The organism is Amorphoplanes friuliensis DSM 7358 (assembly GCF_000494755.1).
Taxonomy (GTDB): domain Bacteria; phylum Actinomycetota; class Actinomycetes; order Mycobacteriales; family Micromonosporaceae; genus Actinoplanes; species Actinoplanes friuliensis.
This window is the reverse complement of record NC_022657.1, coordinates 7032922-7057171: the sequence shown is the minus strand read 5'-3', so window position 1 is coordinate 7057171 and position 24250 is coordinate 7032922. Positions and strand designations below refer to the sequence as shown.

General features: G+C 69.5%; 27 protein-coding genes. 14 read left to right on the top strand and 13 right to left on the bottom strand.

The window, feature by feature from the left end; all coding sequences use genetic code 11:
- Position 1 precedes the first annotated feature (1 nt).
- From AFR_RS46915 to AFR_RS32605, 3 genes are read left to right on the top strand one after another with little or no spacing between them, the layout of a single operon-like run.
- The gene (locus AFR_RS46915) at positions 2–961 is read left to right on the top strand and encodes a hypothetical protein (protein ID WP_023561090.1); all 960 of its coding nucleotides are present in this window, start codon (positions 2–4) and stop codon (positions 959–961) included.
- Positions 962–986: 25 nt separating this feature from the next.
- On the top strand, positions 987–1427 hold the full coding sequence (locus tag AFR_RS32610; protein WP_023561088.1) for a roadblock/LC7 domain-containing protein: 441 nt from the start codon (positions 987–989) through the stop codon (positions 1425–1427).
- Between the two features lie 21 nt (positions 1428–1448).
- Positions 1449–1772 carry a hypothetical protein gene (locus AFR_RS32605; RefSeq protein ID WP_148308130.1) on the top strand — a complete coding sequence of 108 codons (324 nt, stop codon included), beginning with the start codon at positions 1449–1451 and terminating at the stop codon, positions 1770–1772.
- A gap of 117 nt (positions 1773–1889) precedes the next feature.
- Here AFR_RS32605 and AFR_RS32600 read toward each other — a convergent pair whose 3' ends face one another.
- Entirely contained in the window at positions 1890–3962 is a 2073-nt protein-coding gene (locus tag AFR_RS32600; protein ID WP_023561086.1) for a response regulator, read from the bottom strand.
- 82 nt (positions 3963–4044) lie between these two features.
- Positions 4045–4980, bottom strand: coding sequence for a phosphotransferase family protein (locus AFR_RS32595; RefSeq protein ID WP_023561084.1), 936 nt, complete (start codon positions 4978–4980; stop codon positions 4045–4047).
- 172 nt (positions 4981–5152) lie between these two features.
- Between AFR_RS32595 and AFR_RS48515 the strand changes: the two genes are divergently transcribed.
- The 3 genes from AFR_RS48515 to tuf all read left to right on the top strand — a co-directional run bounded on the left by AFR_RS48515 (position 5153) and on the right by tuf (position 9124).
- The gene (locus tag AFR_RS48515; RefSeq protein WP_052359856.1) at positions 5153–6892 is read left to right on the top strand and encodes a serine/threonine-protein kinase; all 1740 of its coding nucleotides are present in this window, start codon (positions 5153–5155) and stop codon (positions 6890–6892) included.
- 19 nt (positions 6893–6911) lie between these two features.
- Positions 6912–7694 carry a L,D-transpeptidase family protein gene (locus AFR_RS32585; protein ID WP_023561082.1) on the top strand — a complete coding sequence of 261 codons (783 nt, stop codon included), beginning with the start codon at positions 6912–6914 and terminating at the stop codon, positions 7692–7694.
- A gap of 242 nt (positions 7695–7936) precedes the next feature.
- Positions 7937–9124, top strand: coding sequence for an elongation factor Tu (tuf, locus tag AFR_RS32580; RefSeq protein ID WP_023561080.1), 1188 nt, complete (start codon positions 7937–7939; stop codon positions 9122–9124).
- 37 nt (positions 9125–9161) lie between these two features.
- On the opposite strand, the gene AFR_RS32575 is transcribed toward tuf, so the two are convergent.
- Positions 9162–9572: a PLD nuclease N-terminal domain-containing protein gene (locus tag AFR_RS32575; RefSeq protein ID WP_023561079.1), complete on the bottom strand. Its 411-nt coding sequence runs from the start codon at positions 9570–9572 to the stop codon at positions 9162–9164.
- A 255-nt stretch (positions 9573–9827) separates the two neighbouring features.
- Here AFR_RS32575 and AFR_RS32570 point away from each other — a divergent pair, with 255 nt between their 5' ends.
- Entirely contained in the window at positions 9828–10478 is a 651-nt protein-coding gene (locus tag AFR_RS32570; RefSeq protein WP_041841315.1) for a hypothetical protein, read from the top strand.
- Here AFR_RS32570 and AFR_RS32565 read toward each other — a convergent pair whose 3' ends face one another.
- Positions 10479–11141 (bottom strand): TetR/AcrR family transcriptional regulator, encoded by a 663-nt coding sequence (locus AFR_RS32565; protein ID WP_023561076.1) that lies wholly within the window; start codon positions 11139–11141, stop codon positions 10479–10481.
- Between the two features lie 100 nt (positions 11142–11241).
- Between AFR_RS32565 and AFR_RS32560 the strand changes: the two genes are divergently transcribed.
- Positions 11242–12156: an SDR family NAD(P)-dependent oxidoreductase gene (locus AFR_RS32560; RefSeq protein ID WP_023561075.1), complete on the top strand. Its 915-nt coding sequence runs from the start codon at positions 11242–11244 to the stop codon at positions 12154–12156.
- Between the two features lie 62 nt (positions 12157–12218).
- Here AFR_RS32560 and AFR_RS32555 read toward each other — a convergent pair whose 3' ends face one another.
- Complete coding sequence (locus AFR_RS32555) at positions 12219–13022, bottom strand: SGNH/GDSL hydrolase family protein (protein WP_023561073.1); 804 nt, start codon at positions 13020–13022, stop codon at positions 12219–12221.
- 240 nt (positions 13023–13262) lie between these two features.
- Between AFR_RS32555 and AFR_RS32550 the strand changes: the two genes are divergently transcribed.
- The gene (locus AFR_RS32550; protein ID WP_023561072.1) at positions 13263–13649 is read left to right on the top strand and encodes a hypothetical protein; all 387 of its coding nucleotides are present in this window, start codon (positions 13263–13265) and stop codon (positions 13647–13649) included.
- A gap of 5 nt (positions 13650–13654) precedes the next feature.
- On the opposite strand, the gene AFR_RS32545 is transcribed toward AFR_RS32550, so the two are convergent.
- From AFR_RS32545 to AFR_RS32525, 5 genes are read right to left on the bottom strand one after another with little or no spacing between them, the layout of a single operon-like run.
- Positions 13655–13921, bottom strand: a complete 267-nt coding sequence (locus AFR_RS32545; RefSeq protein ID WP_023561070.1) for a DUF6510 family protein — start codon at positions 13919–13921, stop codon at positions 13655–13657.
- Entirely contained in the window at positions 13918–14670 is a 753-nt protein-coding gene (locus AFR_RS32540) for a ferredoxin reductase (protein WP_041841314.1), read from the bottom strand. The genes AFR_RS32545 and AFR_RS32540 overlap by 4 nt, the downstream gene beginning before the upstream one ends.
- Positions 14640–15239 (bottom strand): sulfite oxidase-like oxidoreductase, encoded by a 600-nt coding sequence (locus tag AFR_RS32535; RefSeq protein WP_023561067.1) that lies wholly within the window; start codon positions 15237–15239, stop codon positions 14640–14642. The genes AFR_RS32540 and AFR_RS32535 overlap by 31 nt, the downstream gene beginning before the upstream one ends.
- A 38-nt stretch (positions 15240–15277) precedes the next feature.
- Positions 15278–15985, bottom strand: a complete 708-nt coding sequence (locus AFR_RS32530) for a hypothetical protein (RefSeq protein WP_041841313.1) — start codon at positions 15983–15985, stop codon at positions 15278–15280.
- Between the two features lie 26 nt (positions 15986–16011).
- Positions 16012–16539 carry a SigE family RNA polymerase sigma factor gene (locus AFR_RS32525; protein WP_023561065.1) on the bottom strand — a complete coding sequence of 176 codons (528 nt, stop codon included), beginning with the start codon at positions 16537–16539 and terminating at the stop codon, positions 16012–16014.
- A 99-nt stretch (positions 16540–16638) separates the two neighbouring features.
- On the opposite strand from AFR_RS32525, the gene AFR_RS32520 reads away from it, so the two are divergent.
- Positions 16639–17259 carry a hypothetical protein gene (locus tag AFR_RS32520; protein ID WP_023561064.1) on the top strand — a complete coding sequence of 207 codons (621 nt, stop codon included), beginning with the start codon at positions 16639–16641 and terminating at the stop codon, positions 17257–17259.
- Here AFR_RS32520 and AFR_RS32515 read toward each other — a convergent pair.
- Positions 17256–18089, bottom strand: a complete 834-nt coding sequence (locus tag AFR_RS32515) for a patatin-like phospholipase family protein (RefSeq protein WP_023561063.1) — start codon at positions 18087–18089, stop codon at positions 17256–17258. The two genes, AFR_RS32520 and AFR_RS32515, sit on opposite strands and share 4 nt — an antisense overlap.
- A 179-nt stretch (positions 18090–18268) precedes the next feature.
- Between AFR_RS32515 and AFR_RS46385 the strand changes: the two genes are divergently transcribed.
- A complete protein-coding gene (locus AFR_RS46385) occupies positions 18269–19009 on the top strand; it encodes a hypothetical protein (protein WP_148308129.1) in 741 nt (246 codons plus the stop codon).
- A 97-nt stretch (positions 19010–19106) separates the two neighbouring features.
- Here the strand turns inward: AFR_RS46385 and AFR_RS45490 are convergent, their stop codons facing one another.
- Entirely contained in the window at positions 19107–20432 is a 1326-nt protein-coding gene (locus AFR_RS45490; protein WP_084298210.1) for an IPT/TIG domain-containing protein, read from the bottom strand.
- Between the two features lie 148 nt (positions 20433–20580).
- Positions 20581–21705 carry a glycoside hydrolase family 26 protein gene (locus AFR_RS32500; RefSeq protein WP_023561061.1) on the bottom strand — a complete coding sequence of 375 codons (1125 nt, stop codon included), beginning with the start codon at positions 21703–21705 and terminating at the stop codon, positions 20581–20583.
- Positions 21706–21915: 210 nt separating this feature from the next.
- Here AFR_RS32500 and AFR_RS32495 point away from each other — a divergent pair, with 210 nt between their 5' ends.
- The 3 genes from AFR_RS32495 (at position 21916) to AFR_RS32485 (ending at position 24232) form a co-directional block, all read left to right on the top strand.
- Positions 21916–22206, top strand: coding sequence for a DUF1540 domain-containing protein (locus tag AFR_RS32495; RefSeq protein WP_023561060.1), 291 nt, complete (start codon positions 21916–21918; stop codon positions 22204–22206).
- 281 nt (positions 22207–22487) lie between these two features.
- A complete protein-coding gene (locus tag AFR_RS32490; RefSeq protein WP_023561059.1) occupies positions 22488–23240 on the top strand; it encodes an NUDIX hydrolase in 753 nt (250 codons plus the stop codon).
- Complete coding sequence (locus AFR_RS32485) at positions 23237–24232, top strand: protein kinase family protein (RefSeq protein WP_023561058.1); 996 nt, start codon at positions 23237–23239, stop codon at positions 24230–24232. Before AFR_RS32490 ends, AFR_RS32485 begins: the two co-directional genes overlap by 4 nt.
- Positions 24233–24250 lie beyond the last annotated feature (18 nt).

The following is a 24250-nucleotide window of genomic DNA, read 5'->3' as shown; positions in this document are numbered from 1 at the left end:
CATGTCCCTGGAGAACGCGGTCCGCATCCCGGGCGCCTACGGTGTGGCCCTCATCGCGGCCGGCACTCCGGCGCTGACCTGGTGGACCGGCGGCAACCCCCCGGCCCCCGCGGAGGTCAAGGCGGCGGCGGGTGTCGCGCTTTCCGCCCTGGCCCTGGTACGCCTGAACGCCACCGACACACTCGACGACATCCTCATCACCAGCACAACGGCGTTCCACGTCCTCCGCCTCGTCCGGGGCGAGGACGGCTCCGACCAGGTCGCCCACCTGATGCTCCGCCGGGCCGGCGCCAACCTCGCCATGGCCCGCCGCGAGTTCCGCGCCCTGACCGAGGGACCGCTCCCGGCGAACCGTCCCGGCCGCCACGCCAAACCCCCGGAGCCCGAGCCGGCGGCCGGCTCTGTGCAGCCGGCACGGACCGTCTCGGGTCTGGGCTGGCCCGACGACCGGGCGACGGCGGACCACCGGACGGCCGCACCGACCCTGCCCGGCCGGCACGGCCCACCTTCGAAGGCTCCGGCTCCGGCTCCGGCTCCGGCTTCAACTTCAACTTCGATCCCGGCTCCGGGACCGGAATCGTCGGCCTCTGCCGAGTCGGCCACGGCCTCTGTCGGGCCGGCCCCGGGCCTGGCCCCGGTCCCGGCTGAGCCGGCCACGACCCCGGCCCCGGCCCCGGCCCCGGCCCCGGCTGGGCCGGCCTCGGCCTCTGCCGAGCCGACCACGGCCTCTGCTGAGCCGGCGTCGGATCCTGCCGAGCTGGTGGGCGACGCCGAGGGTGAAGCCGGAGACGAACGGCCACGCCTGCCGCGGAGGCGGCCGGGCAACCGCAACGGCCTGCCCGCCGCGGCCACCGCGGGTGAGCCGGGCACCCCCGCGGCCTGGCTGGGGATGTTCGGGCAGCCGTTCGGCAACGACGAGGCCGTCCTCGAACGGGTCCTGGGCAGCCTGAAGCACCTCTGAAGCAGCGAAAGAAGAGAGACGAGACGTGCACAGCGCGACCACCGACCAGCAGTACAAGGCCATTCGCGGGGAGCTCTCCGCGCTGCGGCATCAGGTGACCGGCGTGCAGGGGTGTGTCATCGCCGGCGTCGACGGTCTGCTGATCCTGCACGACACGATGCCCGGCACCGAGCCGCACGATCTCGCCGCGCTGGCCGCGGGTGCGCATGGCATCAGCCGGACCTGCGGCAGCGCCCTGAACCAGGGTGGTTTCCACGAGTGCACGATCCGCAACCACCAGGGTTACCTGGCCGTCTACGCGGTCGGCGACCTCGCCCTGCTGGCCGTGCTCGGTGACAGCGGCCTCAACATCGCCCGCCTCCATCTGGAGGCCCGGCAGGTCACCGGACGGTTGGCGAAGCTGCTCGAGCTCAAGCCCCTCCAGGACTCCCACCCGCTGGACGGGCGCACCGAGCCCATAGGCTGACCCCGACATCGGGGAGGGTGAATGCGGAGAACCGTGGGTGCCCTGACGCTCGGACTGGGCGCGGGCCTGGGCATCGGCATGCTGGGCGGCCGCGCCCTCGGCTGGCCGGCACTGGTCCTGCTCGGAATCGGCGCGGCTCTGCTGATCATGAGCATCGGTGACGCTCCCCGTCCCGCGGAGGCGCAGCCCGCGCGGCCCGCGCGGCCCGCGCTGGCCGGGCTGGGTGAGCGAACCGAGCAGATCCTGAAACTGGCCGAGGAACAGGCCGAGGACCACGTCCGCCAGGCCCGCGAGGAAGCCCGCCGCATCGTGGCCGAGGCCCGCGCCGGTCACCTCCCGGACTGACCGACCGGCTTCGCCCGGCGACGGATGCGGACTGACCGGCCCCGCCCGGCGACGGATGCGGACTGATGGGGACCGGGCGGCTGCGCTGCGAACGGATCGGGACCGGGCGGCGGTGCCTTACTGGCCGGTCGAGCCGGGGAGCGGCTGCGGGCCGCAGAGCGACCGGATCGCCCCGAGCAGCGTCGATCGTGTGAACGGCTTCTCGACCAGCATGCTGTTCGCGTCCAGATGCAGCTGCGGGCCGAGCGAGGCCGCGGTGTACCCAGACATGTACAACACGGGCAGGTCCGGGTGGTGGGTGCGCAGCGCCGAGGCCAGCTCGGGTCCGGTCATCGCCGGCATGACGACGTCGGTGATGAGCAGGTCCGGGTGCGCACCGGAGGCCACCTGGGTGACCGCCATCAGCGCATCGGTCGCCACCGTGATCTCGTACCCGGCCGGTGCGATGAGGCGCTGCACCAGCTGGGCCACCTCGGGCTGGTCCTCGACGATCAGGACGCGGCCGATCACGGACGTGCGGCGGTCGACGGCCGAGGCCGGGCGTTCCTCGGCGGCGGGCAGGTAGAGGTGGACCGTGGTGCCCATCCGCGGCTGCGACTCCAGCGCGATGTGCCCGCCGATTCCCTGGACGATGCCGGCCGCGGTGGCCAGGCCGAGACCCGCGGCTGTCGGGCGGGTGGTGAAGAACGGTTCGAGGGCACGCCTGCGGGTCTCGTCGGTCATGCCGACGCCGGTGTCCTGGATGACCATGTGGACGAGGCGGCCGGTCGGGGCGCCCTCGGCGAGCTGCCCCGGTTCGACGACCTCGTTGGTCGCGGCGACGCGGAGCATGCCGCCGTGCAGCATGGCGTCGCGGGCGTTGGCGGCCAGGTTGACCAGTGCCTGCTCCAGCGGGCCGCGTTCGGCTCGCACGGGCCAGACGTCGGGGCCGAACGCCAGGTCGAGACCGATGCGCTCGCCGAGCGTACGGCTGAACAGGCTCTGGACGTCGGTGAGCAGGTCGGGGATCGGGATGATCTCCGGCCGGTTGCCCTCGGTCCGGCCGAAGGCCAGGAGCTGGTGGGTCAGGGTCCGCCCGGTGTTGACCGCCTCCATGATGTCCTTGGCCATCTGGTGCTGCGGTGAGCCCTCGGCGGTCGTCGTCGCGATCATGTCGGCGGAGCCCTGGACGACCGTCATCAGGTTGTTGAAGTCGTGCGAGATGCCGCCGATGAGCTGGCCCATGCTGTCGAGCCGGCGCAGGTGGTCGAGCTGGCGCTTGAGACCGCGGGCGTCGATGTGGTCGGTCGTGTCGGTGACCATGCAGAGAACACCGCCGTGCTGGCCGTGTTCGTCGGCCAGGGGCATCATGCTCATCCGGACACTGCGCTGGGAGCCGTCGGCGCGCATGAGACGGGTCGCGCCGACCGTGTACCGGCCTGCGCGGCACTCGGCGAGGCGGCGCATCAGCTCCCGCTGGCCGTGTTCGTCGAGGAAGCCGCGCAGGGAGACCCCGACCAGCTGGGCGCGGGGCAGGCCCAGGACCACACCGATCGGTTCGTTCGCGTACGTGGCCACGCCCTCCGCGTCGAGCTGGAGGACTCCCTCGGGGATGGTCTCGAGCACCCGCCGGTAGCGTTCCTCGCTGGCCCGGAGGCGTTCCATGGCCCGTGCGGACGACAGCGCCAGGGACAGTTCACCGGCGATGTCGCGTGCCAGTTCGACCTCGGCCTCGGTGTAGATCGAGCCGGGGCTGGTCCGCACCAGCACCAGGTAACCGGCGTAGGTGTTGTCGACGATGACCGGGCACAGCACGGCCGAGTGCACGGCCGGCGGGTGGCCACCCGGGTCCACGTACGCCTGGTGGCGCGGCCGGGGCAGTTCCGTGAGCGGTTCGCTGCCTTCGCCGGCGAGCACCACGGGGCGGCGGCTGGCGGCGAGACCGGTGGAGAAGTCGTCGTCGGGCAGTTCACCTTCGCGGTCGAGCAGCCGGGCGTACGGCACGGTGAGCTCGTCGTCGGCGTGGTGGAACGTGATCGCGTCGTACCGGCCGTCGTCGCGCAGCAGCTGGATCCCCGCGCCGTCGCCGAGCATGTCGGCCGCGGCCTGGGCTGCGGTGGCACGAACCTTGGTGGCGTCCTGGGAGGCCCGGCTGAGCGCCAGCGCCAGGTCGGCCAATGCGTACCGGAGCGGATAAGCCATGACACCCATGTCGTTCACTATCTGCAATAGCGCGGGGCGGCGCGGGCATTTCCCACCAAAGCAACCGTCCGGCCGAGGTTGTTCACTTCTGTCACAGCTTCCCGAACCAGCGGTCGGCCAGCGAGGCGAACGTCGGCTCGGCCGGTGGCGGCAGCCGCTCCAGGTACGCCCCCAGGTTGCTGTAGTAGTGCAGCAACGTCCAGGCCATCAGTCGTTGCCGCAGCTCACGGTCCGGTCCGGCCCCGTACGCCCGCAGCATCCGGTCGTAGAACCGCGCGTCGCCGTCGGCGAGGAACACGGCCGGCCCGACGAAGTCGTACTCGGGGGCGCCCCGCATCGCCGGCTCGAAGTCGATGAGCCCGCTGAGCCGCCCGTCCTCCACGAGCAGGTGCTCGCCGAGGATCTCGGTGTGCAGCAGCACCGGCTCGGGTTCACCGAGGGGCACCCCGGCCAGGAACGACGGGATCTGTGCGACCCAGGCCGGGTCGAGGCCGAGTGCCCGCTGCCGCCCGGCGCACCCGGTGACCTGGTCCTCGACGAACTCGGGCCAGTCCTCCGGCCACCAGTCCTCGATCTCCGGGACCGGCACGGCGTGCAGCGAGGCGATCGCCTCACCCAGCTGGACGGCCAGGCTGTCACGGTCGGCGGGGGAGAGGTCCGGCCAGACCGAGGCGAGCGGCACCCCGGGCATCCGGTCCATCAGGACGTACCCCCACCGCTCGAACGTGCCGGAGGCGTGCACCGCGGGCGTCGGCACGGTCAGCCGGCCCTGGACCGCCGACAGGACGCCCGCCTCGACCGGCAGCTCCTCGACGTGCACCGGCGGGAAGAGCTTGAGGACGGCGTCGCCCACGGCGTACACGGGAAGTGATCCGGCCGGGTAGCGGGACGGCGCGCCGGTGACGCCGAGCGACGCGCAGAGGGCGCGGACGCCGGGACCGAGGGCCTCCTCGTCGCGGGCGACGAAGTCAAAATCTTCCTCGTCGTCGGCCGCGGGCCACACCGAATCGACGTTTTCCCTGGTCAAGCGCTATCCACCTCGATGAACGACGGGCTGGTGCATCGGTGACGGGTCGTGCCCCACAACTACCTCAGCTGCGAACTCCGACGCTGCAGCTTGCCAGTTGATCCGGACAAACAGCATCATTCCGGTCGGTTTGCGAAGGTTGGCAGGCATCGGCCGGAAGGACACGACCACGGTGGACCAGGATCCCACGGGCAGCGGCGCACGCCCGGATTCCGACGGCGCGTCGACCCTCGATCTCAGCGGGAGGTGTGTCGGCAGCTCGTACATTCTCATCCGGCCCATCGGGCAGGGGGCGACCGGCACGGTGTGGCGCGGCGTCGACCGCGCGTCCGGCGAACCCGTCGCGGTCAAGCTCCTGCACGAGAGCCTGCTGCGCCAGCCGAAGCTGGTCACGCGGTTCGTGCAGGAGCGCACGATTCTGCTGATGCTGCGCCACCGCAACGTGGTGCGGGTCCGCGATCTGTTCAGCGTCGGGGAGTCCCTCGGCCTGGTCATGGACCTGGTGCCCGGCGGCAGCCTGCGCGACCATCTGCGGGAGCACCACACCCTGGCGCCGGGGGAGGCCGCCCGGCTCGCGGCCGAGGTGGCGGCGGCCCTCGCCGAGGCGCACGACCTCGGCATCGTGCACCGCGACCTCAAGCCGGACAACATCCTGCTGCACCGCGAGGACGGGCGGCTGGAGATCCGGCTGACCGACTTCGGCATCGCCCGGGTGCTGAACACTCCGCGCCTCACCACGACCCACGCCGTCGTCGGCACCCCGCACTACATGGCCCCCGAGGCGTTCCAGAGCTCGGCGACCAGCCCGGCCGCCGACGTCTACGCCCTCGGGGTGCTCCTTTACGAGATGGTCTGCGGGCGTCCCCCGTACGACAGCGACACCGTCCACGACCTGATGCGGCTGCACCTGGAGGGCCGGCCCGAACGGCTCGACGGCATCCCGGACGCGCTGTGGGAGATCATCAACAGCTGCCTCGAGCAGAAACCGCGCCTGCGCCCGACCACCGGCGAGCTGATCGCGGACCTCAGCGACGTCGCCCGCGCGACCGGCGACGCGCCCGCCCTCCCGAAGCCGGACAAGTCTCCTCGGGAGCCCGCGCCGGTCAGCCCGCCGCCGGTCTCGCTGTCGCCGCCGCCCGAACCTTTGCCGGCGCGGCCCGTTCATCCGTCGCTGGCCGGCATGCGCAAGCTGCCCCCGCCGCAGCCCCGCAACCAGGCCGCGAGCTGGCGCTGGGGCCGCCCGTGGGCGATGACCGCGCTGGTCGTGGCCGCCGTGGTCGCCTCCGGTGTGACCACGACGGCCTGGCACCTCGGCCGCGCCGACGGTGATCCGGGCCGCGCCGCCGAGGTCGTCCAGCCGACGCTGCGCCCCACGCTCCCACCCGCGGCCTCCCGGTCACCCTCGCCCCGGGCCACCACCAAGACCCACACCGCCCGGCGCCCGCCGATCGCCGCCCAGGCCCTCACTCCGGTACGCCCGCAGAAGACGCCCCGCACCACCAAGGCCACCACCCCGGCACCCCGCACCCCCGTACGGGAGGCCAAGAAGTACGGCCCCGACAACTGCAACCGGGGTTTCACGGTCGCCAACTTCAGCACGCCGGTCGTCTTCAGTCCCTGTCACTCGCTCGGCGCCAAGGTGCAGTTCCACGGCCTGCTCGCCGTGCCCAGCACCGGCGACGGGCGGATCGTGCTGTCGGTGCGGGACGTCGGCTCCGGGCGTACCGTCGGCTCCCCGAAGGTCTGTGGCGGGCTCCGCTTCAGCAAGGATTCGGCGACCCACGACTGCGGCACCGGGACCGTCGCGCCGCCGCGCGGGCATCGCTACCAGGTGATCCTCGAGTGGCTTTTCCAAGGCGCCGGCCGGCAGCCCGCCGGGGGCATCGCAAGGGGCAACGAATTCGACTGGTGACCGGTAGTCTCCCGGGACTATGCGAAGGAAGCTCGCGGCCGGTCTGGTCATCGGTGCTGTGGTGCTCGGCCTCGGCGTGGTCCGTGCGATGTCGGCCGACGCCGCGGCGGTCCCGGCCTACCACCCGACCCGCCTCAAGAACGTCGCCGACGCCCAGCAGCTCATCGTCGTCACGGGTGCCTCCCGCAGCTCGAGCTACGCCACCGCCTACACCTATCAGCTGGGTGCCGACGGCAAGACGTGGACGGCGAAGTACGGCGCGATGAAGGCCCGCGTCGGCTACAACGGCTGGGCGTGGGCCTCCGAGCGTGTCCAGGACACCGGCACCACCCCGATGGGCACCTTCCGCATCACCATGGCGTTCGGGCTCAAGGCCAACCCGGGCACCAAGGTGAAATACACCCGGGCCGACGGCAACGACTACTGGACCGGCGACAACAAGGACGCCAAGACGTACAACATGTTCCAGCCGACGCTGTCGAGCAAGCGCACCTGGCGCAAGGGTGAGGCGGAGCGCCTGGCGTCGTACCCCACGCAGTACGAGTACGCCGCCGTGGTCGACTTCAACCGCCCGGCCGCGTCGAGCGTCAAGTGGGACGCCGCCCGCTCGCAGTTCGTCACCAGCAAGCCCGCCAACACCAAGCGGGGCTCGGCGATCTTCCTGCACATCAACGGCAAGGGCTCGACCGGCGGCTGCGTCTCCCTGGCCCGCGCCGACCTCCTCAAGGTGCTGAAGTGGCTCGACCCGGCCCGCAAACCGCGCATCGTCATGGCCACCGCGGCCGACATCGGCAAGGCATGAAATAAGGTCGCACCCCCCGGCGTTACCGCCTATCGTGATCGCCATGTTCGCACCCGGTCTGCAGCTGCCCGCAGGGTTCTCCCTGCTGGTCGCTCCCGCGTGCGATACGCGAATCTGACCCTTCCCCAAGCCGCAGCAGAACCCGGGGAAGGGTAGTTGCGCGGTTCTGGCGCGCGTCCCTGGGCAAGGCTCGCGTTCTCTTCCCGTCCCACCCGTTTCTCGCATCCAGTGAGGACATTTCCATGGCCAAGAGCCAGTTCGTCCGGACCAAGCCCCACCTGAACATCGGCACGATGGGTCACGTCGACCACGGCAAGACCACCCTGACCGCCGCCATCACGAAGGTCCTCGCCGACCTCGACCCGGCCGCCAACCGGTTCGTCGCGTTCGAGGGCATCGACAAGGCGCCGGAGGAGGCGCTGCGGGGCATCACCATCAACATCTCCCACGTCGAGTACGAGACCGCCAACCGCCACTACGCCCACGTCGACATGCCGGGGCACGCCGACTACGTGAAGAACATGATCACGGGTGCGGCGCAGGTGGACGGCGCGATCCTCGTCGTCTCGGCGCAGGACGGCTCCATGCCGCAGACCCGCGAGCACGTGCTGCTCGCCCAGCGGGTCGGCGTCCCGTACCTGGTCGTGGCGCTCAACAAGAGCGACGCGGTCGAGGACGAGGAGCTGCTCGACCTGGTCGAGCTGGAGGTGCGTGAGCTCCTCAGCGAGTACGGCTTCCCCGGCGACGAGGTCCCGGTGGTGCGCGTGAGCGCGCTCAAGGCCCTCGAGGGCGACCCGCGGTGGACACAGTCCATCGTGGACCTCCTCGACGCCGTCGACGCCTACGTCCCGGTCCCGGAGCGTGAGCTCGGTGAGCCGTTCCTGATGCCCATCGAGAACGTCCTCACCATCAGCGGCCGCGGCACCGTCGTCACCGGCAAGATCGAGCGCGGCACCCTCCGCGTCGGCGAGCCGGTCGAGGTCGTCGGCCTCGGCCCGACGGTGACCACGGTCGCCACCGGCCTGGAGACGTTCGGCAAGTCGCTGCCCGTCGCCGAGGCCGGCGACAACGCGGCGATCCTGCTCCGCGGCATCAAGCGCGACCAGGTCGAGCGCGGCCAGGTCGTGGCGCTGCCCGGCAGCGTCACCCCGCACAAGTCCTTCAAGGCCACGATGTACGCCCTGACCAAGGAAGAGGGAGGCCGGCACACGCCGTTCGTGGCGAACTACCGCCCGCAGTTCTTCTTCCGCACGACGGACGTCTCGGGCGCCATCGACCTCGGCGACCTGCCGATGGTCATGCCCGGCGACACGGTCGACCTGACCGTGCACCTGGGCAAGGAGGTCGCGATGGACGTCGGCCTCGGCTTCGCGGTCCGGGAGGGTGGCCACACGGTCGCCGCCGGAACGGTCAAGGAACTGCTGGACTAGCACGGAAATGGGGTCGCCCTCGGGCGGCCCCATTTTTCTATCCCTCGTCGCGCTTGCGCAGCTCGTCCTCGCGCCGCCGCAGGTCAGCCTCCCAGCGCTTCATCATCGACTCGTCGTCCTTGAGCGAAGACGCCAGATCGGCCAGAAACTCCGGGTCGTCATCGGGCGCTTGGGGCCGGTCCCCCCGCGAAGTGCCGGGCCGCTGCACCTCCGGGAATCCGTTGCCGGGCCGCCATTTGGTGCCGTTGCTCAGCCGAACGGCCCGAGCCGGACGCCCGGCCACGAACCAGACGATCGCCCCGATCGGCGAGAAGAGCAGGATGAGAAAAACCCAGGCGATGCGCGGAAGCGCCCGGATGTCACCCTCCTCGGCCGAAAGACAGTCGATGAGCGCCACCACGAGCAGCGCCAGATCAATGAGCACCAGCAACGAATAAACCCGGACCATGGCGAGATCCTGGCAGGTGTCCCGTCTTTGGGTCGCCCCCCAAAAGGACCGAAACGGACGACTTCCAAGCCAAGATCAGGATCAGGATCAGGTCGTGCGTGGTTGCAGGGTTCTGACCGTCGCTCACGCCGAGACCGGGCGCGGGCACCCAATCGCCTGGCGGCTCATGAACGGGCACCCGCACCCTGCCATGTCCGTGCGTTGGCCAGTCCGGGTGCGTGAGTCGGTTGGGGTGGGGTTCGTTAGGTTGTCGGCGTGGATGTTCGGGTGGTGGAGGGTTCGTTCGTCGAGGTGGCCGATTCGGCGGCGAGCGGGATGGATCGGCGGGCGTTCGGGGAGTTCGTCGGGCCGCAGGGTGAGCTGGCGTCGTACGCCTTCGGCTGGGTCACCGGCACGGAACCGCGGGTTGCGGAGTTCTCGGTCGGGATCGGGGCGGGCAATCCGGGTGGCGGGACGTTCCATGCCGTGGTGTTCGAGCGCGAGGGCCACTACGCCTTCTCTCTCACCGACGAGCCGTTCGAGCGGGTCCCGCAGGGCGGGCCGCACCTGACGGCCGACCAGGCTCGCGCTCACCGGGATCTGCCGTTCGTGTGGTGGGTGGCGGACCACGTGATGGAGCGCGACCGGCGGGCCCGGTGGATGCAGCACTGGGTGCAGGGCACCCTGTGTTTCCGGACCCCGCAGGTCTCCGGAGGTCACGAGCCGATCCTGCTGGTCACCCACGACGCCGACGACGGCGTGTGGGAGCTTGTCGGACGGGCCCCGGCCGACGACAGCGGCAAGACCGGGCACCTGTATCACGCGATCGACGGCGACCCCACGCTGATCGAGGTCCTCGACCTCCCGGCCGGCCACTCGGCCACCCGCGACTATCCCGGCGGCCCTTGGCGGCGCCACTCCCACTGATCAGGAGCGGGGGAGCAGGCCGACCAGCGACGTGATGATGGTGAGCCGGAGGGCCGACCGCAGGTCGATCTGGTGGACCGCGAGCGCCGGCTCCGACTCGTAGACCGCCAGCAGGCTCGGTGGCGGTGAGGTGTACGCGGACAGCGCGCCACCCATCAGCAGGGCGTTCAGGCAGAAGATCTCGGCGTGGTCGCCGAGCTCGGGCAGGTGCTTCCGGACGTGGCCGGCCATGACCGCGAGGTTGGCCAGCGAGGCCCGCTTGTGCCGGCGGACCACCTCGACCGAGACGTTGTGCTCGAGCACCCCGCCCTGTGCGCCGTAGAGATCACACAGAACCGTCCGGGCGGCGAGCGACCGGCTGAGCACGTCGGCCACCTGCTCCGCGCGTTCCTCTCCGGACCGGTCCGGGTCGACGACGGCCAGCTCCTGCTCCAGCTCGGTGAGCCAGGTTGCCGTCCGGTCGTCCATGAGGTCGAGCAGCACCGCCTCGCGGGACTCGAAGTAGCGCAGCATCGCCGTCTTGGCCAGGCCGACCCGGCGGCTCAGCTCGTTCAGGGTCACCGCGGCCACGGGCATCTCGTCGAGCATGGCCGAGGCCGTGTCCAGGATCGCCTGGCGCCGGGCCGCACGCTGCTCCTCGCTGCGTGCGCGCTGGAAGGTCATGGTGCCGATCCTAGCTTAGGTACCGGCGGTCACTTGACAGTGTACCGGCGGTACATTACCGTCGAGATACAACTTACCGGCGGTACATTAGGAGCCCGACATGAAGTGGACCGAGCAGCAGATTCCGCGCCAGGACGGCCGGGTGGCCGTGGTCACCGGGGCCAACACCGGACTGGGCTTCGAGACCGCCCGGCAGCTCGCCGAGCACGGCGCGTCGGTCGTGCTGGCCGTTCGTGACACCGCGAAGGGCCAGCAGGCCGCGGCCCGGATCAACGGCGACGTCTCCGTACGGGAGCTGGATCTGAGCTCGCTGGAGTCGGTGCGCGCCGCAGCGGCCGGTCTGCGGGCCGACCACCCGAAGATCGACCTGCTGATCAACAACGCCGGCGTGATGTACACCCCGAGGCAGACCACCCGTGAGGGCTTCGAGCTGCAGTTCGGCACCAACCACCTGGGCCACTTCGCGTTTACCGGCCTGCTGCTCGACCTGCTGCTGCCCGTGCCCGGCTCCCGGGTGGTCACGGTGAGCAGCACCGGCCACCGCATCCGGGCCGCCATCCACTTCGACGACCTGCAGTGGGAGCGTTCCTACAGCCGCATCGGTGCTTACGGGCAGTCGAAGCTGGCCAACCTGATGTTCACCTACGAGTTGCAGCGCCGGCTCGCCGCGCACGGCACCACCGTCGCAGTGGCGGCGCACCCGGGTATCTCCAATACCGAGCTGGTCCGCAACACTCCGGCGCTCGTTCGCCGGCCGGTCGCCTGGCTCGCCCCGATGCTCACCCAGTCCGCGGCGGCGGGCGCTCTGCCGACTTTGCGGGCCGCCGCCGACCCGTCCGTTCTCGGCGGGCAGTACTACGGCCCCGACGGCCTGAACGAGGCACGCGGCCACCCGAAGCCGGCCACGTCCAGCGCCGACTCCTACGACCTGACCTTGCAGCAACGTCTCTGGGCTGTCTCGGAAGACCTCACCGGCGTGCGGTTCCCGGTGGGCCGGGTGGCCGCCGCAGCGTGATCGGCACAGAGGAAGGCCCGGACCGGTGGTGGATCCGGTCCGGGCCTCCTCGGGTGTGACGGTCAGTCGAGCGACCCCGACAGTGCCGGGAGATACCCGTTCTTGTAGCCGCTGGAGTTCGGGTGGAACGAGTTCTGTGGCGGTACGACGGTCAGGTTGTTGAGCCACGGGCTGGAGGCGCAGATGCCGTGGCCGGCGAACTCGTCCTCGACGTCCGACCAGATGAGCCCGGCGGCCTGCGACCGGGCCGCGAGGAGGTCGTTGAGTTCGGCGTTGCCCGCGTTGATGGCCTTGCGCTTGGGGATGCTCATGCCGCCGACACCGCAGTACGCGTTCTTCTCGTCGAACAGGATCGGGTATCCGAGCACCACGACCTTGGCGTTCGGTGCCTTCCTCTTGATGTCGGCGTAGGTGGCATCAAGTTTGGCCGGCAACTCGTTCTCGAGGATGTCGCGAGCCTCCTCGACCTTGGCGGCGCAGGCGCTGTCGCTGACCAGGGTGCAAGTGATCACCGTGGAGGCGAAGCCGACGTCGTTGCCGCCGATCGTCAGGGTGACGAGGTCGGTGCCGGTGCCGAGAGCCGACAGCTGGCTGGACCGCAGGCTGCTGGTGGTGGCACCGCTGCAGGCGACCGACCGGAACGTCTTCGGGTCGTTGGCCTTGTCCCAGAGTCCCGGGTAGCCGTTGGCACTGCGCAGGCACAGCCCGGTCTGTCCGGAGGTGCCGACACCGCTGGAGTACGAGTCGCCGAGCGCGACGTAGTCCCACTCGGATCGGGGTGCCGCCGCCGCGGCAGGTGTGGCGGCGACGAGGGTGAGAAGGGTCGAGGTGACGAGGCAGGCGAGGACGGTGGTGCGTCTGCTCATCGGGTGGCCTCCGGATCCGCGGGGGACGTGGGGGCCGGAGCGCTCCGGTTACCGAACAGTAAGTCAAGAGGTCGGCGAAAGAAACACAGTGACTTTCCTGTTACCTCGTAGTAACATCCGTCGATGTGACCTGCATCTATGTCAGGCGGTCATGTTGCGTGCGCGCAGAGCTACGGGTTTTCACCGAGGGCTCAGCCGGTCTTCAGCGTGCGCACAGCTCGGCGGATTAGCGTCGCCCGCATGGATGAGCAACGGGCCCGGAGAGTCGTCGAGACGCTGCGCGAACGTAACGTCTTCGCTCACATCAAGCTGCCGCACGCCGGGATCACGCAGTACGGGATCCGGGTCGTGCTGCCCGACGGCCGCGAGGCGATCTGGGACAACGACGGCACCGCCGGCCTCGAGGCGCAGGTGATGCGGAACGGCATCCTGGTCGGCTTCGTCTCGTCGATCCCCGGCTCGGAGAACTTCGGCGACGAGCAGATCATCGACGCGATCGCCGCCGCGGACTACGACCAGCCGATCGGCCGGTCGCGGCCCACAACGCCGACAAGCGCCACCCGCGTCGCGACGGCACCCCGGCCGATGGGCCTCGCCGACCGTCTGCGCCGCACCTTCCGCGACTGAAGGTTCTAAGCCTCCGGCATCGGGATGCGCAGGCTGGAGGCGCCGCGGAGGTCGAGCCAGGCCTCCTCGGGGCCGCGGACCAGGCGCACCACCACGTCGTCGCACGACGGGCAGCGGGCGACCAGGCCCGGCGCCGGACCCCAGATGCGCAGGGTGGCGATCACGCTGGGCTCCTTGCAGCCCGCGCAGGTCGCCACGGCCGAGGTCAGGTCGATCGCGAAGATCTCGCGCAGGTCCCCGGCCATCGCGTTGCCGTCCAGCTGATCGGTCATGACGTCCCTCCGAAGCGTTCCGTACGGATCTTCTTGGGGTCGTGGCCCAGCGCGACGAGGATGTCCGCCGCGGTCTCGACAAAGCTGGTCGGGCCGCAGACGAACACGTCCGGCGCGAAGTCCGGCGGCCAGCCGTGGGTGTTGAGGGTTGCGACGGTGAGGCGTCCCGCGGGCGCCGGCCAGCCGTCCGGGGTCTTGCGGGTGTAGACGTAGTGCACGTCCAGGCCGGGATCGTCACGCACGCGGCGGGCAAGCTCGCCGGCAAAACAGACGTCCTCCGGGGTACGCACGGAGTAGACGAGCCGGAACGGCTGGCGTCCCCGGACGTCACCCCGGGCCCGGATCATCGCCATCAGTGGCACCACACCGGAACCGCCGGCCACGAGCAGCACCGGGGCGGGCTCGTTGCGCCAGACGAACCAGCCGCCGACCGGGCCGCGCAGCTCCAGCTGCTGACCGACCTCGAGGCCGTCGTCCAGGTACGTCGAGACCTCGCCGTCCTCGACACGCTGGACGGTCAGCTCGACGCCGTCGCCGTCACCGGTCCACGACGAGGCGATCGAATAGCTGCGCTGAGCCGAATAGCCGTCGGGTGCGGTCAGCCGGACGTCGACGTGCTGCCCCGGCAGGTGCCCGGGCCAGTCCGGCACGTCCAGCACCAGCGTGCGGGCCGAGGCGGTCTCCCAGCGGGCCTCCCGCACCGTGGCGGCCCGCCAGGTCAGTCGCCTTGATACCGCTGCTCGCGCCATGGGTCCCCGTAGATGTGGTAGCCGGCCTCTTCCCAGAAGCCCGGCTCGTCCTGCTGCAGCATCTCGATGCCGTTGACCCATTTGGCCGATTTCCAGAAGTACAGGTGGGGCACGACCAGCCGGGCCGGGCCACCGTGCTCGGGCGCCAGGTCCTCGCCGTCGAACTTGTACGCCACCCACGCCTTGCCGTCGAGCAGGTCCTCCAGCGGCACGTTGGTGGTGTAGCCGCCGTACCCGTGGACCATCGTGTAGTCGGCGGTCGTCTCGATGTTCTCGAAGAGGGTGTCGAGGGCGACGCCGCGCCAGGTGGTGCCGAGTTTCGACCACTTGGTGACGCAGTGGATGTCGACCGTGACGTCCTCGGCGGGCAGTTCCTGGAACTCCTTCCAGGACCAGCTGTGCTTCTTGCCGACCTCGTCGGTGATGGTGAACTGCCAGCGGTCCAGCGGGATCCGCGGCGTCGGCCCGGCGGACAGCACCGGGAAATCGCGGGTGAGGTACTGCCCGGGCGGCAGGTCGGGCCGCGAGGAGCGGCGCCGCCCGCCGAACCCGGGAGAGATGATGCTCATGTCAGCATTCAACCCGAGGATCATCAAGCGCGACAGGTTTACCCGACGCCGAAGCCCGCGTTTCCGGCCGGAAGCTTCCGGCCGTCCTTGTCGTACGCGGTCGCCTTGCTCAGATCGCTGCCGGACTTGACCTGTTTCAAGGGGAACCAGAACAGCTTGACCGCCGGGTCCTCGCTCCAGGAGGCCTGCCGGGCCGTGATCTCCTTGCCATCCGCCGTCACCGTGATCTTCGCCGCATCACCGACGTAGTAGCCGAACGCCGGTACCGGCCCGCTGCCGATGGACATCGGTGCCTCCAGAGCGTGGAAGCCCGGCGACTGGTCCGAACCGTCGGTCTCGTTGGTCACGATGTCGGTGACGAGCTTGCCGTCGGCTTCCCGCCGCCCGGCCGTCATCCCGATGGTGATGTCCGGCGAGAGCGGCTCGTCGAGCTTGTGGATCCACAGCAGGCGGGGCAGGTCGCCGGACTTGATGCCGGTGTCGACGATGTCGCCGTAGGTGTCGTCCTGGTCCACGGGCTGCTCGTGGACGCCGGTCGGCGGGGCACTGGCCGGCGCGGCCCCGGTCTGTGCCGGCTGCGTACCGTCCGGGCGGGCCAGCTGGGCGCCACCGATGAGCAGGGCCAGCACCGCGACGCCGGACGTCGCTCCGACGGCGAGGCGGCGACGGCGGCGCAACCGGCCACCGGCGGCCATGACCGCACCGAGGTCGAGGGGCTGCGGCTGGAAGTCCGGCGTGGTGTTCATGGCGTCTCTCAGGTCTTCCAAGTTGTTCACGGGCGTACTCCGCTTTCCGCGCGCCGGGGTGACGGGACCGAGACCCGGAGCTTGGCCAGCGCCCGGGAGTTGAGGCTCTTCACCGTGCCGAGGGACAGGTTGAGCTCCCGGGCCACGTCCACCTCGGTCGCGTCGAAGAAGTGCCGCAGCACGACCACTGTCCGCTCACGCGGCGACAGGGTCTTCAGAGCGCCGATCAGCCAGCGGCGCCGGGTGACGTCGTCGGCGAGGTCACGGGGGAGCGGCTGCTCGGGCAGCTGCTCGGTCGCGTACTCGCGCATCGGGCGGCGCCACTGGTCGGTGATCAGATTGGCCAGCACCGTCCGGGCGTACGCGTAAGGATCCTTGCGTCGCACCCGGCCCCAGGCCGCATAGACCTTGACCAGGGCGGCCTGGGCCGCGTCCTCGGCCTGGTGCCGGTTGCCGGTCAGCAGGTACGCGGCACGTTGCAGTCGCGCCGAGTTCGCTCGCGCGAACTCGACGAACTCGTCGTCACCTCTTCTGGTCAGTCCCACGACGGCCATGACGGGTCAGTGGCCAAAAAGGTTGCAGCAACCTTTTTGAGCTCGGGTCCGTCTCGATCATCGTCATGCACCACCCGCTCATCCTGATGGAGTCACGCAATGGGACTGTCCCGCAACCGCTGGATCCTCGCCGCCGGCGTCACCGGCACCGCTGCCGCCGTGGTGGTGGCCGGTGCAGTGGCCGCCAACGCCGCCCAGGAGCAGCCGAAGCCGCGGCCGAGTGCCTCCGCACCCGCGGCGCCGTCCACTGAGGATGCGCCGCCGGTCCACGCAAAGCTGGGCAAAGTTGTAGAGACCGGCTTCGCCGCGAAGAAGGGCACATGGGTGATCTATGCCGTGCCGGTGGACATGAAGGAGGTGCCCGGAACGCACTTCGGTGTGATGGTCGGCCTCAAGAAGGGCACCGCGATCGAAGACGTGATCGTCGCGAACGAGACCGTGGGCTCCGACAAGGCGCCGGGCTTCCACGGCGTTTCGGGCAGCATGGACATCAACGGCGAGAAGAACCCGGCGTTCGGCTACTACGTCGGCGACGCCACGAAGATCACGGCGAAGGCCGGCAAGCGGACCGTCGTGGCGAGCCAGGCCGCGTGGAGTGAGGACGCCGCCGTCAAGTTCTTCTGGTTCGACCCGAAGACCGCGGACGTCAGCGACCTCGAGGCGTACGACAGCGCCGGCCGCAAGCTGCCCGGCGGCAACAACACCGTCAGCGTCGGCTAACCCCAGACCGCGCGCACCCGCTCGATCACCTCGGCTGCCTGGGCTCGCCCCGCTTCCCCCGCGGGAGCCCGGCGTGAGGGATCGAGCGGGTTGCGGCCGATCGCGGTCAGCGCCGCGTCCGTCGGGCTGATCACGGCCGTGCGGACGCCCGCCCCGAGCGCCGCCGCCTGTGCCCCCGGGCGGTCGGCGCGCCGGGCCGCGGCCACCAGCGGGGCGATCACGACGACCCGCTCGTACCCCGCGGCGAGGTCGACGTTGGCGACCGACCGCACCCCGCCGTCGATGTACCGCTTGCCGTTGACGGTCATCGGCGGCCAGACCAGCGGAACCGCGCAGCTCGCGGCCACGGCGTCGATCAATGACGCGCCGCTGTCGCTGTCGAAGACCGTGACGGCTCCGGTCTGCGCCTCGACCGCCGGGACGAGCAGGCGCGCGGCCGGCCAGTCGTCACGCTGCACCCGCGAGGCGATCGCCGTCCGGCGTTCCGATTCGGGCACCGTCCGGGCCTTCAGCGCGGCCCGCCCGAGCCGGGCCCGGCCGCGTTCCCGGCCGCCGGGCCAGAGCGCGGCGAGCACAAAACCCAGCAGCACCTTGGTACCCACGGTGGCGTTGCGGTCCCCGGTCGTGTCGGCGAGCTCGCGGGCGTACAGCTCGGGGATGCTGACACCGCTGGTCAGCTGCGCGGCCACGACCGAACCCGCCGACGTGCCGATGAACAGGTCCGCGGCCGTGAGATCCACACCTCGCTCGGCGAGCCCGTGCAACAGACCGATCTCCCAGGCGACACCCGTGACGCCACCACCACCGAGCACCAGTGCGCGCTTTTCCATGGATGCCTGTCTACCACTCCAGCCGATCCGCGTACCACGACCGGATCTTGGCGGCGGCAGTCCTGCGGGCTTGCTGGTTTTGGCACCTTTTGTCCGTCTGGGTGGGACCATGTGGGTTCGGGGTTTGCGCCCGCGAGAGTGCGGTGCCGACCCAGTCGAGACCCGCAAAGGATTTGAGCATGCGCAACGAAGTGCCCGATGCCGGCGAGAACGTCTACAACTCGGTGGTCGCGCGCCGCAACCGTCGCCGCAAGCAGGTGATCATCGGCGTGGTCGGCCTGGCCGTTCTCGGTGCCGGTTCAGCGCTGGTGACATCCCAGGTAGCCGACAATTCCGGAACCAAGACGCGTGATGCGGCAGCATCGTTGCCTCTGCAGACCACAGATTCGCAGTCCTCGGGTTCAGTTGCGCCTTCTTCGGCCGCCGAACGATCCGATGCTGAATCGGCGGCGCCGTCTCAGCAGCCATCGGAGACGGTTTCCGTTGCGTCGAAGACTCGCCAAGAAGAGATCGACGCGTTGCGCAAACTCGCTGCCAATAAAGACTCCGACGTCACCCGCCCTCTGCCCCCGGCAGCCGGCGGGTATCAGGTACCGGAGGGCGAAGTTAAGTTGCGGACTTACGGATCGGTGCGGACTACTGGAGAAACACTCAAGGTCTATTCGGCTAAGGACGACCTGACCGGGCAAAAAGAGTTGGCTTGGGTTGCAGACGGCGGAGAATCAGTTGGAGATGCTAGATGCACTCAGAAGATTCGGGTGAGTCCGGATGCTCCGGCGAAGGAACGGCCGACATTGCTCCTGTGCTGGCGAACGTCGGAAACGAAAAGTGTCTACACCGTCTCCGTCTCTGTACATGGAGTGCCATCGAAGAAGAAGAGCGTCGCCGCCATCACAAAAGAATGGCGACTCATGGGCTGATCACCTTTGTGTACGAACGAAACGGCCCGGAGCATTCGCTCCGGGCCGTTCGGCTTTGCTCCGTCGGGTCGTGGTGTGCTTCGGTCTAATAGACCGCTTAGTAAGGCGCGACCGTGAAGGTCGAAGTGCTGGTGAGATCTGTCTTGACAAACGGGTTGGTTAGGTCTTCGTTAGCGCCCGAAGGCTGAACGTCGATGTCGCCGTTGTTGACGACGGTGACGGTGTAAGCGCCCAAGGGCACCTCGTCGTTGGGGCCAGTCATGGGAGTGGTCTGGTCTGCCGGATCGAGTTTAGTCGCGAGATTGATGGTGCAGATGATTTCAGTGTCACTGATAACCAGGACGCTGCGACACTCGACGACTGGCCCATTCGCTTTGAGGTTGCTCGCATCGGTCGGGTCGTATTCGCCCCGGACCAGGTAGACATGGGCGGTGTCCGCGTTGGCCAGGGTGGCGCCCGTGTTGTCGAAGTCCATGCCGAGGAAACCGACGCCCATGATGTCGAGATCAACGTTGCGGTCGGTGGGCGAGGTGGTCGGCGTGACGTCGATGCCATTCGAGTACGTGAAGTAGATCGGGTCGTCGGGGTCGCCCGGGGTGGGCGTCAAAGGCGCCAGACCATTATTGTCTGGGTCGGAGCTGACGACTCGGCCGCCGGTTGAGGTAATCGAGACCGTGGTCTGTCCGCCGGCGTGGGCGGGCGCGGTACCCGTGAGACTCCGACCGTCTGAAGCGACGGTTACCCCGGTCATGTTCACGCCGCCGATGGTGACCGTTGCGCTAGTGGCGCCCGTGAGTCCGGTGCCAACCACGGTCACCGGGGTGCCGCCGAGGGCAGGACCGCTGCCGGGGCTGATGGACGTAATCGTGGGCTTACCAGCGATGGTGTAGGCGGCGTTGGCGATGAGCGGGCTACCGCCCACGCCGGGGGTGGTGCCGGAGTACACGCAGATGTTGTACCTGACGCTCGAAGGCGTCGCAGGAGGCGTCGCACTGTTCGCGGTCAGGACAACAGCGGCCGGAACGGTGATGGCGAGCTTTGTCGTAGTCAGCTTCTTCACGTTCGCGCCGGGAACCACGATGACACCCGCGGTCTGTACAGGCGGTGTCGCAGTACTGACCGCAATGGCCGCGGCAGCTGCGTAGGTCGCGCTGCAGCCCGAAGCCGTCGATGTAATGGTCTGGAACTCAACGTAAGGCGTAACGGCAGCGCCGAACGGAGCGGTGGCCGTGGTTGCCGTTGCCGCGGTCGCAGTGATGGTGTTCAGGCCGCCGCTGGGCCCTGCTGCCTGGCTGAGCGTGAGCGGCAGGCTTGCCGCGTAGGCCGATGAAGCAGTCGCAGCGACGACAAGCGCCGTGACAGCACCAGTTGCAACCCCGGCGCGGACGAGCCGCGAGCGGAATTGGGACTTGGTCTTACTCATACGAGGTCCTCCTACGGTCACGAGGGACCGCGTCGGTTGGGTAGGTGGGCCCGCGCGTGAGAACCATCGTCGGGCCGTCTCGTGAGGGAGCGTAACGTGGCGTATGCGGGCAATTGCGCAGAGTGACGAAGTTCAGTGGATTTGCACTCTAAGAGCCGAACAAAGCCCGGTACTGGGCGGCCGACTTGGGGTTCTTGAGGCAGGCGGCGTCCGTGCGGTAGAGGCTCGACTGCACACCGCCCTCGCCGCAGTCGGAGAAGTAGGCCTCGTAGGCCAGCGTCGAGGCGTGGGCGGCGAACCAGTCGTGCATCCACTGGACGAAGTACTGGTTCTCCTGGCCGGCGTCGCCCGTCGGGACCACACCCCACTCGCCCACGGAGAAGAGTTTGTCGTGGTCGCGGGCGAAGTCGTGCAGCCACGTCAGGCCCTCCGGGTCCGTGGCGGCCTTGTCGAAGACGGCTTTCGAGGACGACCAGGGGTAGTGGTCGTAGTTGTCGATGCCGATGATGTCGACGTAGTCGTCACCCGGGTAGCAGTTGGTGCTCACGCCGCCGCAGGTGCCGGCCGGGGTGCCGTGGGCGTTGATCGTCCAGTCGAGGAGGACCTCGGGGTTCGTGGCGCGGATGTTGGTGGCGGCACGGCGGTAGCAGGCGATCCAGACCGCGGGGTCGTCCGCGCGCCACGGGGAGGTCGTCTCGTTGAACTCCCAGCCCAGGCGGACCACCGAGTCACCGCGGCCGTACCGGGTCATCAGGCTGCCGAAGTTCTTCCAGTCCTGGTCGTGGTCGCCGGCCGCGCAGGCCGCCAGGTCGGCGGTCGCGCCGATCGGGACGAGGCCCTGGGAGACGACCAGCATCCCCTCGAAGTCGGAGAACAGGTCGAAGGTCCAGCTGGAGCCCGCGGTCATCGACTGCCACGAGGTGCGGTCGGTGTAGGTCTGCGCGACACGGCACGCGCGACCGCGGGCGGTGCAGAACGCCTTGACGTGCGCCGTGTCGAAGAGGGGGTCGCCGTTGACACCGGACATGCCGTTCGGGCCGGGCCAGGTGCCGTTCGCGCGGGAGAGGCCGATCAGCTTGCGCGCCGACCGCGACTGCACCGAGGACGTGACCACGGGGGAGGCGGCGGCGGACGAAGGGGCCGAGGAGGGCACCGCGACGGGCTTGTCGGGGTCCGTGGTCGCCAGGCCCACTCCGACACCGGCGGCCACCACGACGACGGCGATGCCGGCCACCAGCCAGTGCCGCCGGCCGCTGGGTCGTTCGTCGGCCATGCGGCGGATCCTCCGATGGGACGGTTCGAGCGGTTTGCCCCAGTGTGCCAGTTTCACCGGACCGGCGCGGGCAGTCGCCGATAAATGAGGCATGCCTTACCTAAAGAATGGCGAACCTCATTCTTTTAATTGCCGAAATCGCTGTGCCGGTGGTCGCGCAAAGGCCACGGTAATGGTTTATGGTCGGTGCGGAGAAAGGGAGGCCTCACCATGACCCAGATGATGGCCATGCCGCGCGTGCAGACCTGCACGGTCAGCGGATGCGGATACAACCACGACGGCTGCACGGCCTTCGCGATCACCATCGGACGCGCCAGCTCGGAGTGCGACACGTTTGTCGACACCGCCGACAAGGGGGGGATGGGCCAGGCTGAGGCCCAGGTCGGTGCGTGCAAGCGGTCCGAGTGCGTGCACAACACCGAGCTCGAGTGCCACGCGCCGTCGATCAATGTCGGCGCCGGCGCCGACCGCGCCGATTGCCTGACCTTCGAAGCGCGATAAGCAATTCAACAAAGCCTTACCTAAGAAGGTCGTCGCCCGGATTTCCGGCGGCGGCCTTTTTCCATGACCCGACGACAATGTCGTGCGTGGTTGCCTGGATCCGACCGCCGCTCCCGCCGACACCGGGCGCGGGTGACCAATCGCCTGGCGGCTCATGAACGGCCACCCGCACCCTGCCGGGTCCGTGCTTCCCGAAACCCAGCGGTTGACCTCAGGGTGAGAAGACGCTAGGTTGTTCTCAGATCAAGTTCTACTCACTACGAGAACAACGCGGAGCAACGATGACTGACGAGCGGGAGTTCCTCGAGAGCTACGACCCGGCGGAGTTCGCGCCGGTGTCGGTCACCGTTGACGTTGTCGCTCTGACCATCCGCGACGGGCAGCTGCACGTGCTGCTCGTGGAGCGGGGCGGGCATCCGTTCGCCGGGTGGCGGGCCCTGCCGGGTGGTTTTGTGCAGGACGAGGCGCTGGATGCCGCCGCTCTGCGGGAGCTGGCCGAGGAGACCGGGTTGCGGCCGGGCGAGGGTGACCTCGACCGGGTGCACCTCGAGCAGCTCCGGTCGTACGGTGACCCGGGCCGCGACCCCCGCATGCGGGTCATCTCGGTGGCCTACCTGGCGTTCGCACCCAGCCTGCCCGATCCTCGCGCCGGCGGCGACGCGTCCGGTGCCTTCTGGGTGCCGGTCGACGAGGTCGGTGAGCTGGCGTTCGACCACACGACGATCCTGGCGGACGGGCTCGACCGGGCCCGCTCGAAACTCGAGTACACACCGCTGGCCACCGCGTTTGTCGGCGACGAGTTCACGATCAGCGAGCTGCGGGCCGTTTATGCGGCGGTCTGGGACGAGGAGCTGCACGCCGGCAACTTCCACCGCAAGGTGCTGTCGGTGCCCGGTTTTGTCGAGAGCACCGGCGAGACGTCCACGCGGGGCGGTGAGCGTGGTGGCCCGAAGGCCCGTCTCTACCGGGCCGGTGACGCCCGCCTGCTGCACCCGGCTCTGCTGCGGCCCGCCCGCGAGGACGGCATCCGATGATCTCATTTGCGGAGGCGACCGCTCGGATCGAGCGGGCAGGCAGCTTCGGGGACCTGATCGACTCCGGCCCCGGTGCTGCGGTTGTTGATGCCGGTCACGCGTACCGGATGCTGGTCAAGGTTGTGCACCCGGATGTTGCACCGGCGGGTCTCGGGGTGACCGCGACGGCGGCTTTCGCCAAGCTTTCGGCGCTGTGGGCCGGGCGTGACGGCCGGGTGCTGACGACCAGGCGGGCGACTTACCGGGTCGGTGGTGTGGTTGCGAGCGGTGACATCGCCGAGCTGCACACGATCGACGGTGACGCCGCGCTGCTGAAACTCCCGCGCCGGCCCGGTGACAACGACCTGATGCAGGCCGAGGCCACCGCGTTGAAGAAGCTCGCGTCCGACGGGGATCCGAAGTTCCGGGCCTACGCGCCGCGGCTGATCGAGACGTTCACGCACGAGGACGCCGCGAAGGCCCGCCGGACCGCCGTGATCATGGAACGGCAGCGCGGGTTCGTCTCGCTCGCCGAGGTGCGTGCCGCCTACCCGGACGGGCTCGACCCGCGCGACGTCGCGTGGATGTGGCGGCGGCTGCTGACCGGCCTCGGCTGGGCTCATCGTGCCGGTCTGGTGCACGGCGCTGTCCTGCCTGAGCACGTGCTGATCCATCCCGCGGAGCACGGTGTTGTGCTCGTCGACTGGTGCTATTCCGTGGCGCCCGGCGCGACGATCCCGGCGCTGGTTGCGACGCACCGCGACGCCTATCCACCCGAGGTGACCGGCAAGCAGCCGGCGACGGCCGCCACCGACATCTACATGGCGACCGGGCTGATGCTCGGTCTCATCGGCCGGCCGCCCGAAGCGCTGCGGCGCTTCGCCCGCGGCTGCCTCTACGACGCACCACGCATGCGCCCCCAGGACGCGTGGTCACTGCTCGGGGAGTTCGACGAGCTCCTCGAGAACCTGTACGGCCCCCGCCGTTTTCGCCCCTTCGCGATGCCGGCCTGACTCACCAGGAGGAACACC

Coding starts and splice junctions, on each gene's coding strand:
- AFR_RS32500 (WP_023561061.1), bottom strand. CDS start 21,705: ATGGCCGACGAACGACCCAGCGGCCGGCGGCACTGGCTGGTGGCCGGC.
- AFR_RS32530 (WP_041841313.1), bottom strand. CDS start 15,985: ATGAACACCACGCCGGACTTCCAGCCGCAGCCCCTCGACCTCGGTGCG.
- AFR_RS46385 (WP_148308129.1), top strand. CDS start 18,269: ATGCGCAACGAAGTGCCCGATGCCGGCGAGAACGTCTACAACTCGGTG.
- AFR_RS32540 (WP_041841314.1), bottom strand. CDS start 14,670: ATGGCGCGAGCAGCGGTATCAAGGCGACTGACCTGGCGGGCCGCCACG.
- AFR_RS32605 (WP_148308130.1), top strand. CDS start 1,449: ATGCGGAGAACCGTGGGTGCCCTGACGCTCGGACTGGGCGCGGGCCTG.
- AFR_RS32520 (WP_023561064.1), top strand. CDS start 16,639: ATGGGACTGTCCCGCAACCGCTGGATCCTCGCCGCCGGCGTCACCGGC.
- AFR_RS46915 (WP_023561090.1), top strand. CDS start 2: ATGTCCCTGGAGAACGCGGTCCGCATCCCGGGCGCCTACGGTGTGGCC.
- AFR_RS32525 (WP_023561065.1), bottom strand. CDS start 16,539: ATGGCCGTCGTGGGACTGACCAGAAGAGGTGACGACGAGTTCGTCGAG.
- AFR_RS32490 (WP_023561059.1), top strand. CDS start 22,488: ATGACTGACGAGCGGGAGTTCCTCGAGAGCTACGACCCGGCGGAGTTC.
- AFR_RS32555 (WP_023561073.1), bottom strand. CDS start 13,022: ATGAGCAGACGCACCACCGTCCTCGCCTGCCTCGTCACCTCGACCCTT.
- AFR_RS32585 (WP_023561082.1), top strand. CDS start 6,912: ATGCGAAGGAAGCTCGCGGCCGGTCTGGTCATCGGTGCTGTGGTGCTC.
- AFR_RS32550 (WP_023561072.1), top strand. CDS start 13,263: ATGGATGAGCAACGGGCCCGGAGAGTCGTCGAGACGCTGCGCGAACGT.
- AFR_RS32600 (WP_023561086.1), bottom strand. CDS start 3,962: ATGGGTGTCATGGCTTATCCGCTCCGGTACGCATTGGCCGACCTGGCG.
- AFR_RS32545 (WP_023561070.1), bottom strand. CDS start 13,921: ATGACCGATCAGCTGGACGGCAACGCGATGGCCGGGGACCTGCGCGAG.
- AFR_RS32565 (WP_023561076.1), bottom strand. CDS start 11,141: ATGACCTTCCAGCGCGCACGCAGCGAGGAGCAGCGTGCGGCCCGGCGC.
- AFR_RS32485 (WP_023561058.1), top strand. CDS start 23,237: ATGATCTCATTTGCGGAGGCGACCGCTCGGATCGAGCGGGCAGGCAGC.
- AFR_RS32535 (WP_023561067.1), bottom strand. CDS start 15,239: ATGAGCATCATCTCTCCCGGGTTCGGCGGGCGGCGCCGCTCCTCGCGG.
- AFR_RS32495 (WP_023561060.1), top strand. CDS start 21,916: ATGACCCAGATGATGGCCATGCCGCGCGTGCAGACCTGCACGGTCAGC.
- AFR_RS32560 (WP_023561075.1), top strand. CDS start 11,242: ATGAAGTGGACCGAGCAGCAGATTCCGCGCCAGGACGGCCGGGTGGCC.
- AFR_RS32575 (WP_023561079.1), bottom strand. CDS start 9,572: ATGGTCCGGGTTTATTCGTTGCTGGTGCTCATTGATCTGGCGCTGCTC.
- AFR_RS32515 (WP_023561063.1), bottom strand. CDS start 18,089: ATGGAAAAGCGCGCACTGGTGCTCGGTGGTGGTGGCGTCACGGGTGTC.
- AFR_RS45490 (WP_084298210.1), bottom strand. CDS start 20,432: ATGAGTAAGACCAAGTCCCAATTCCGCTCGCGGCTCGTCCGCGCCGGG.
- tuf (WP_023561080.1), top strand. CDS start 7,937: ATGGCCAAGAGCCAGTTCGTCCGGACCAAGCCCCACCTGAACATCGGC.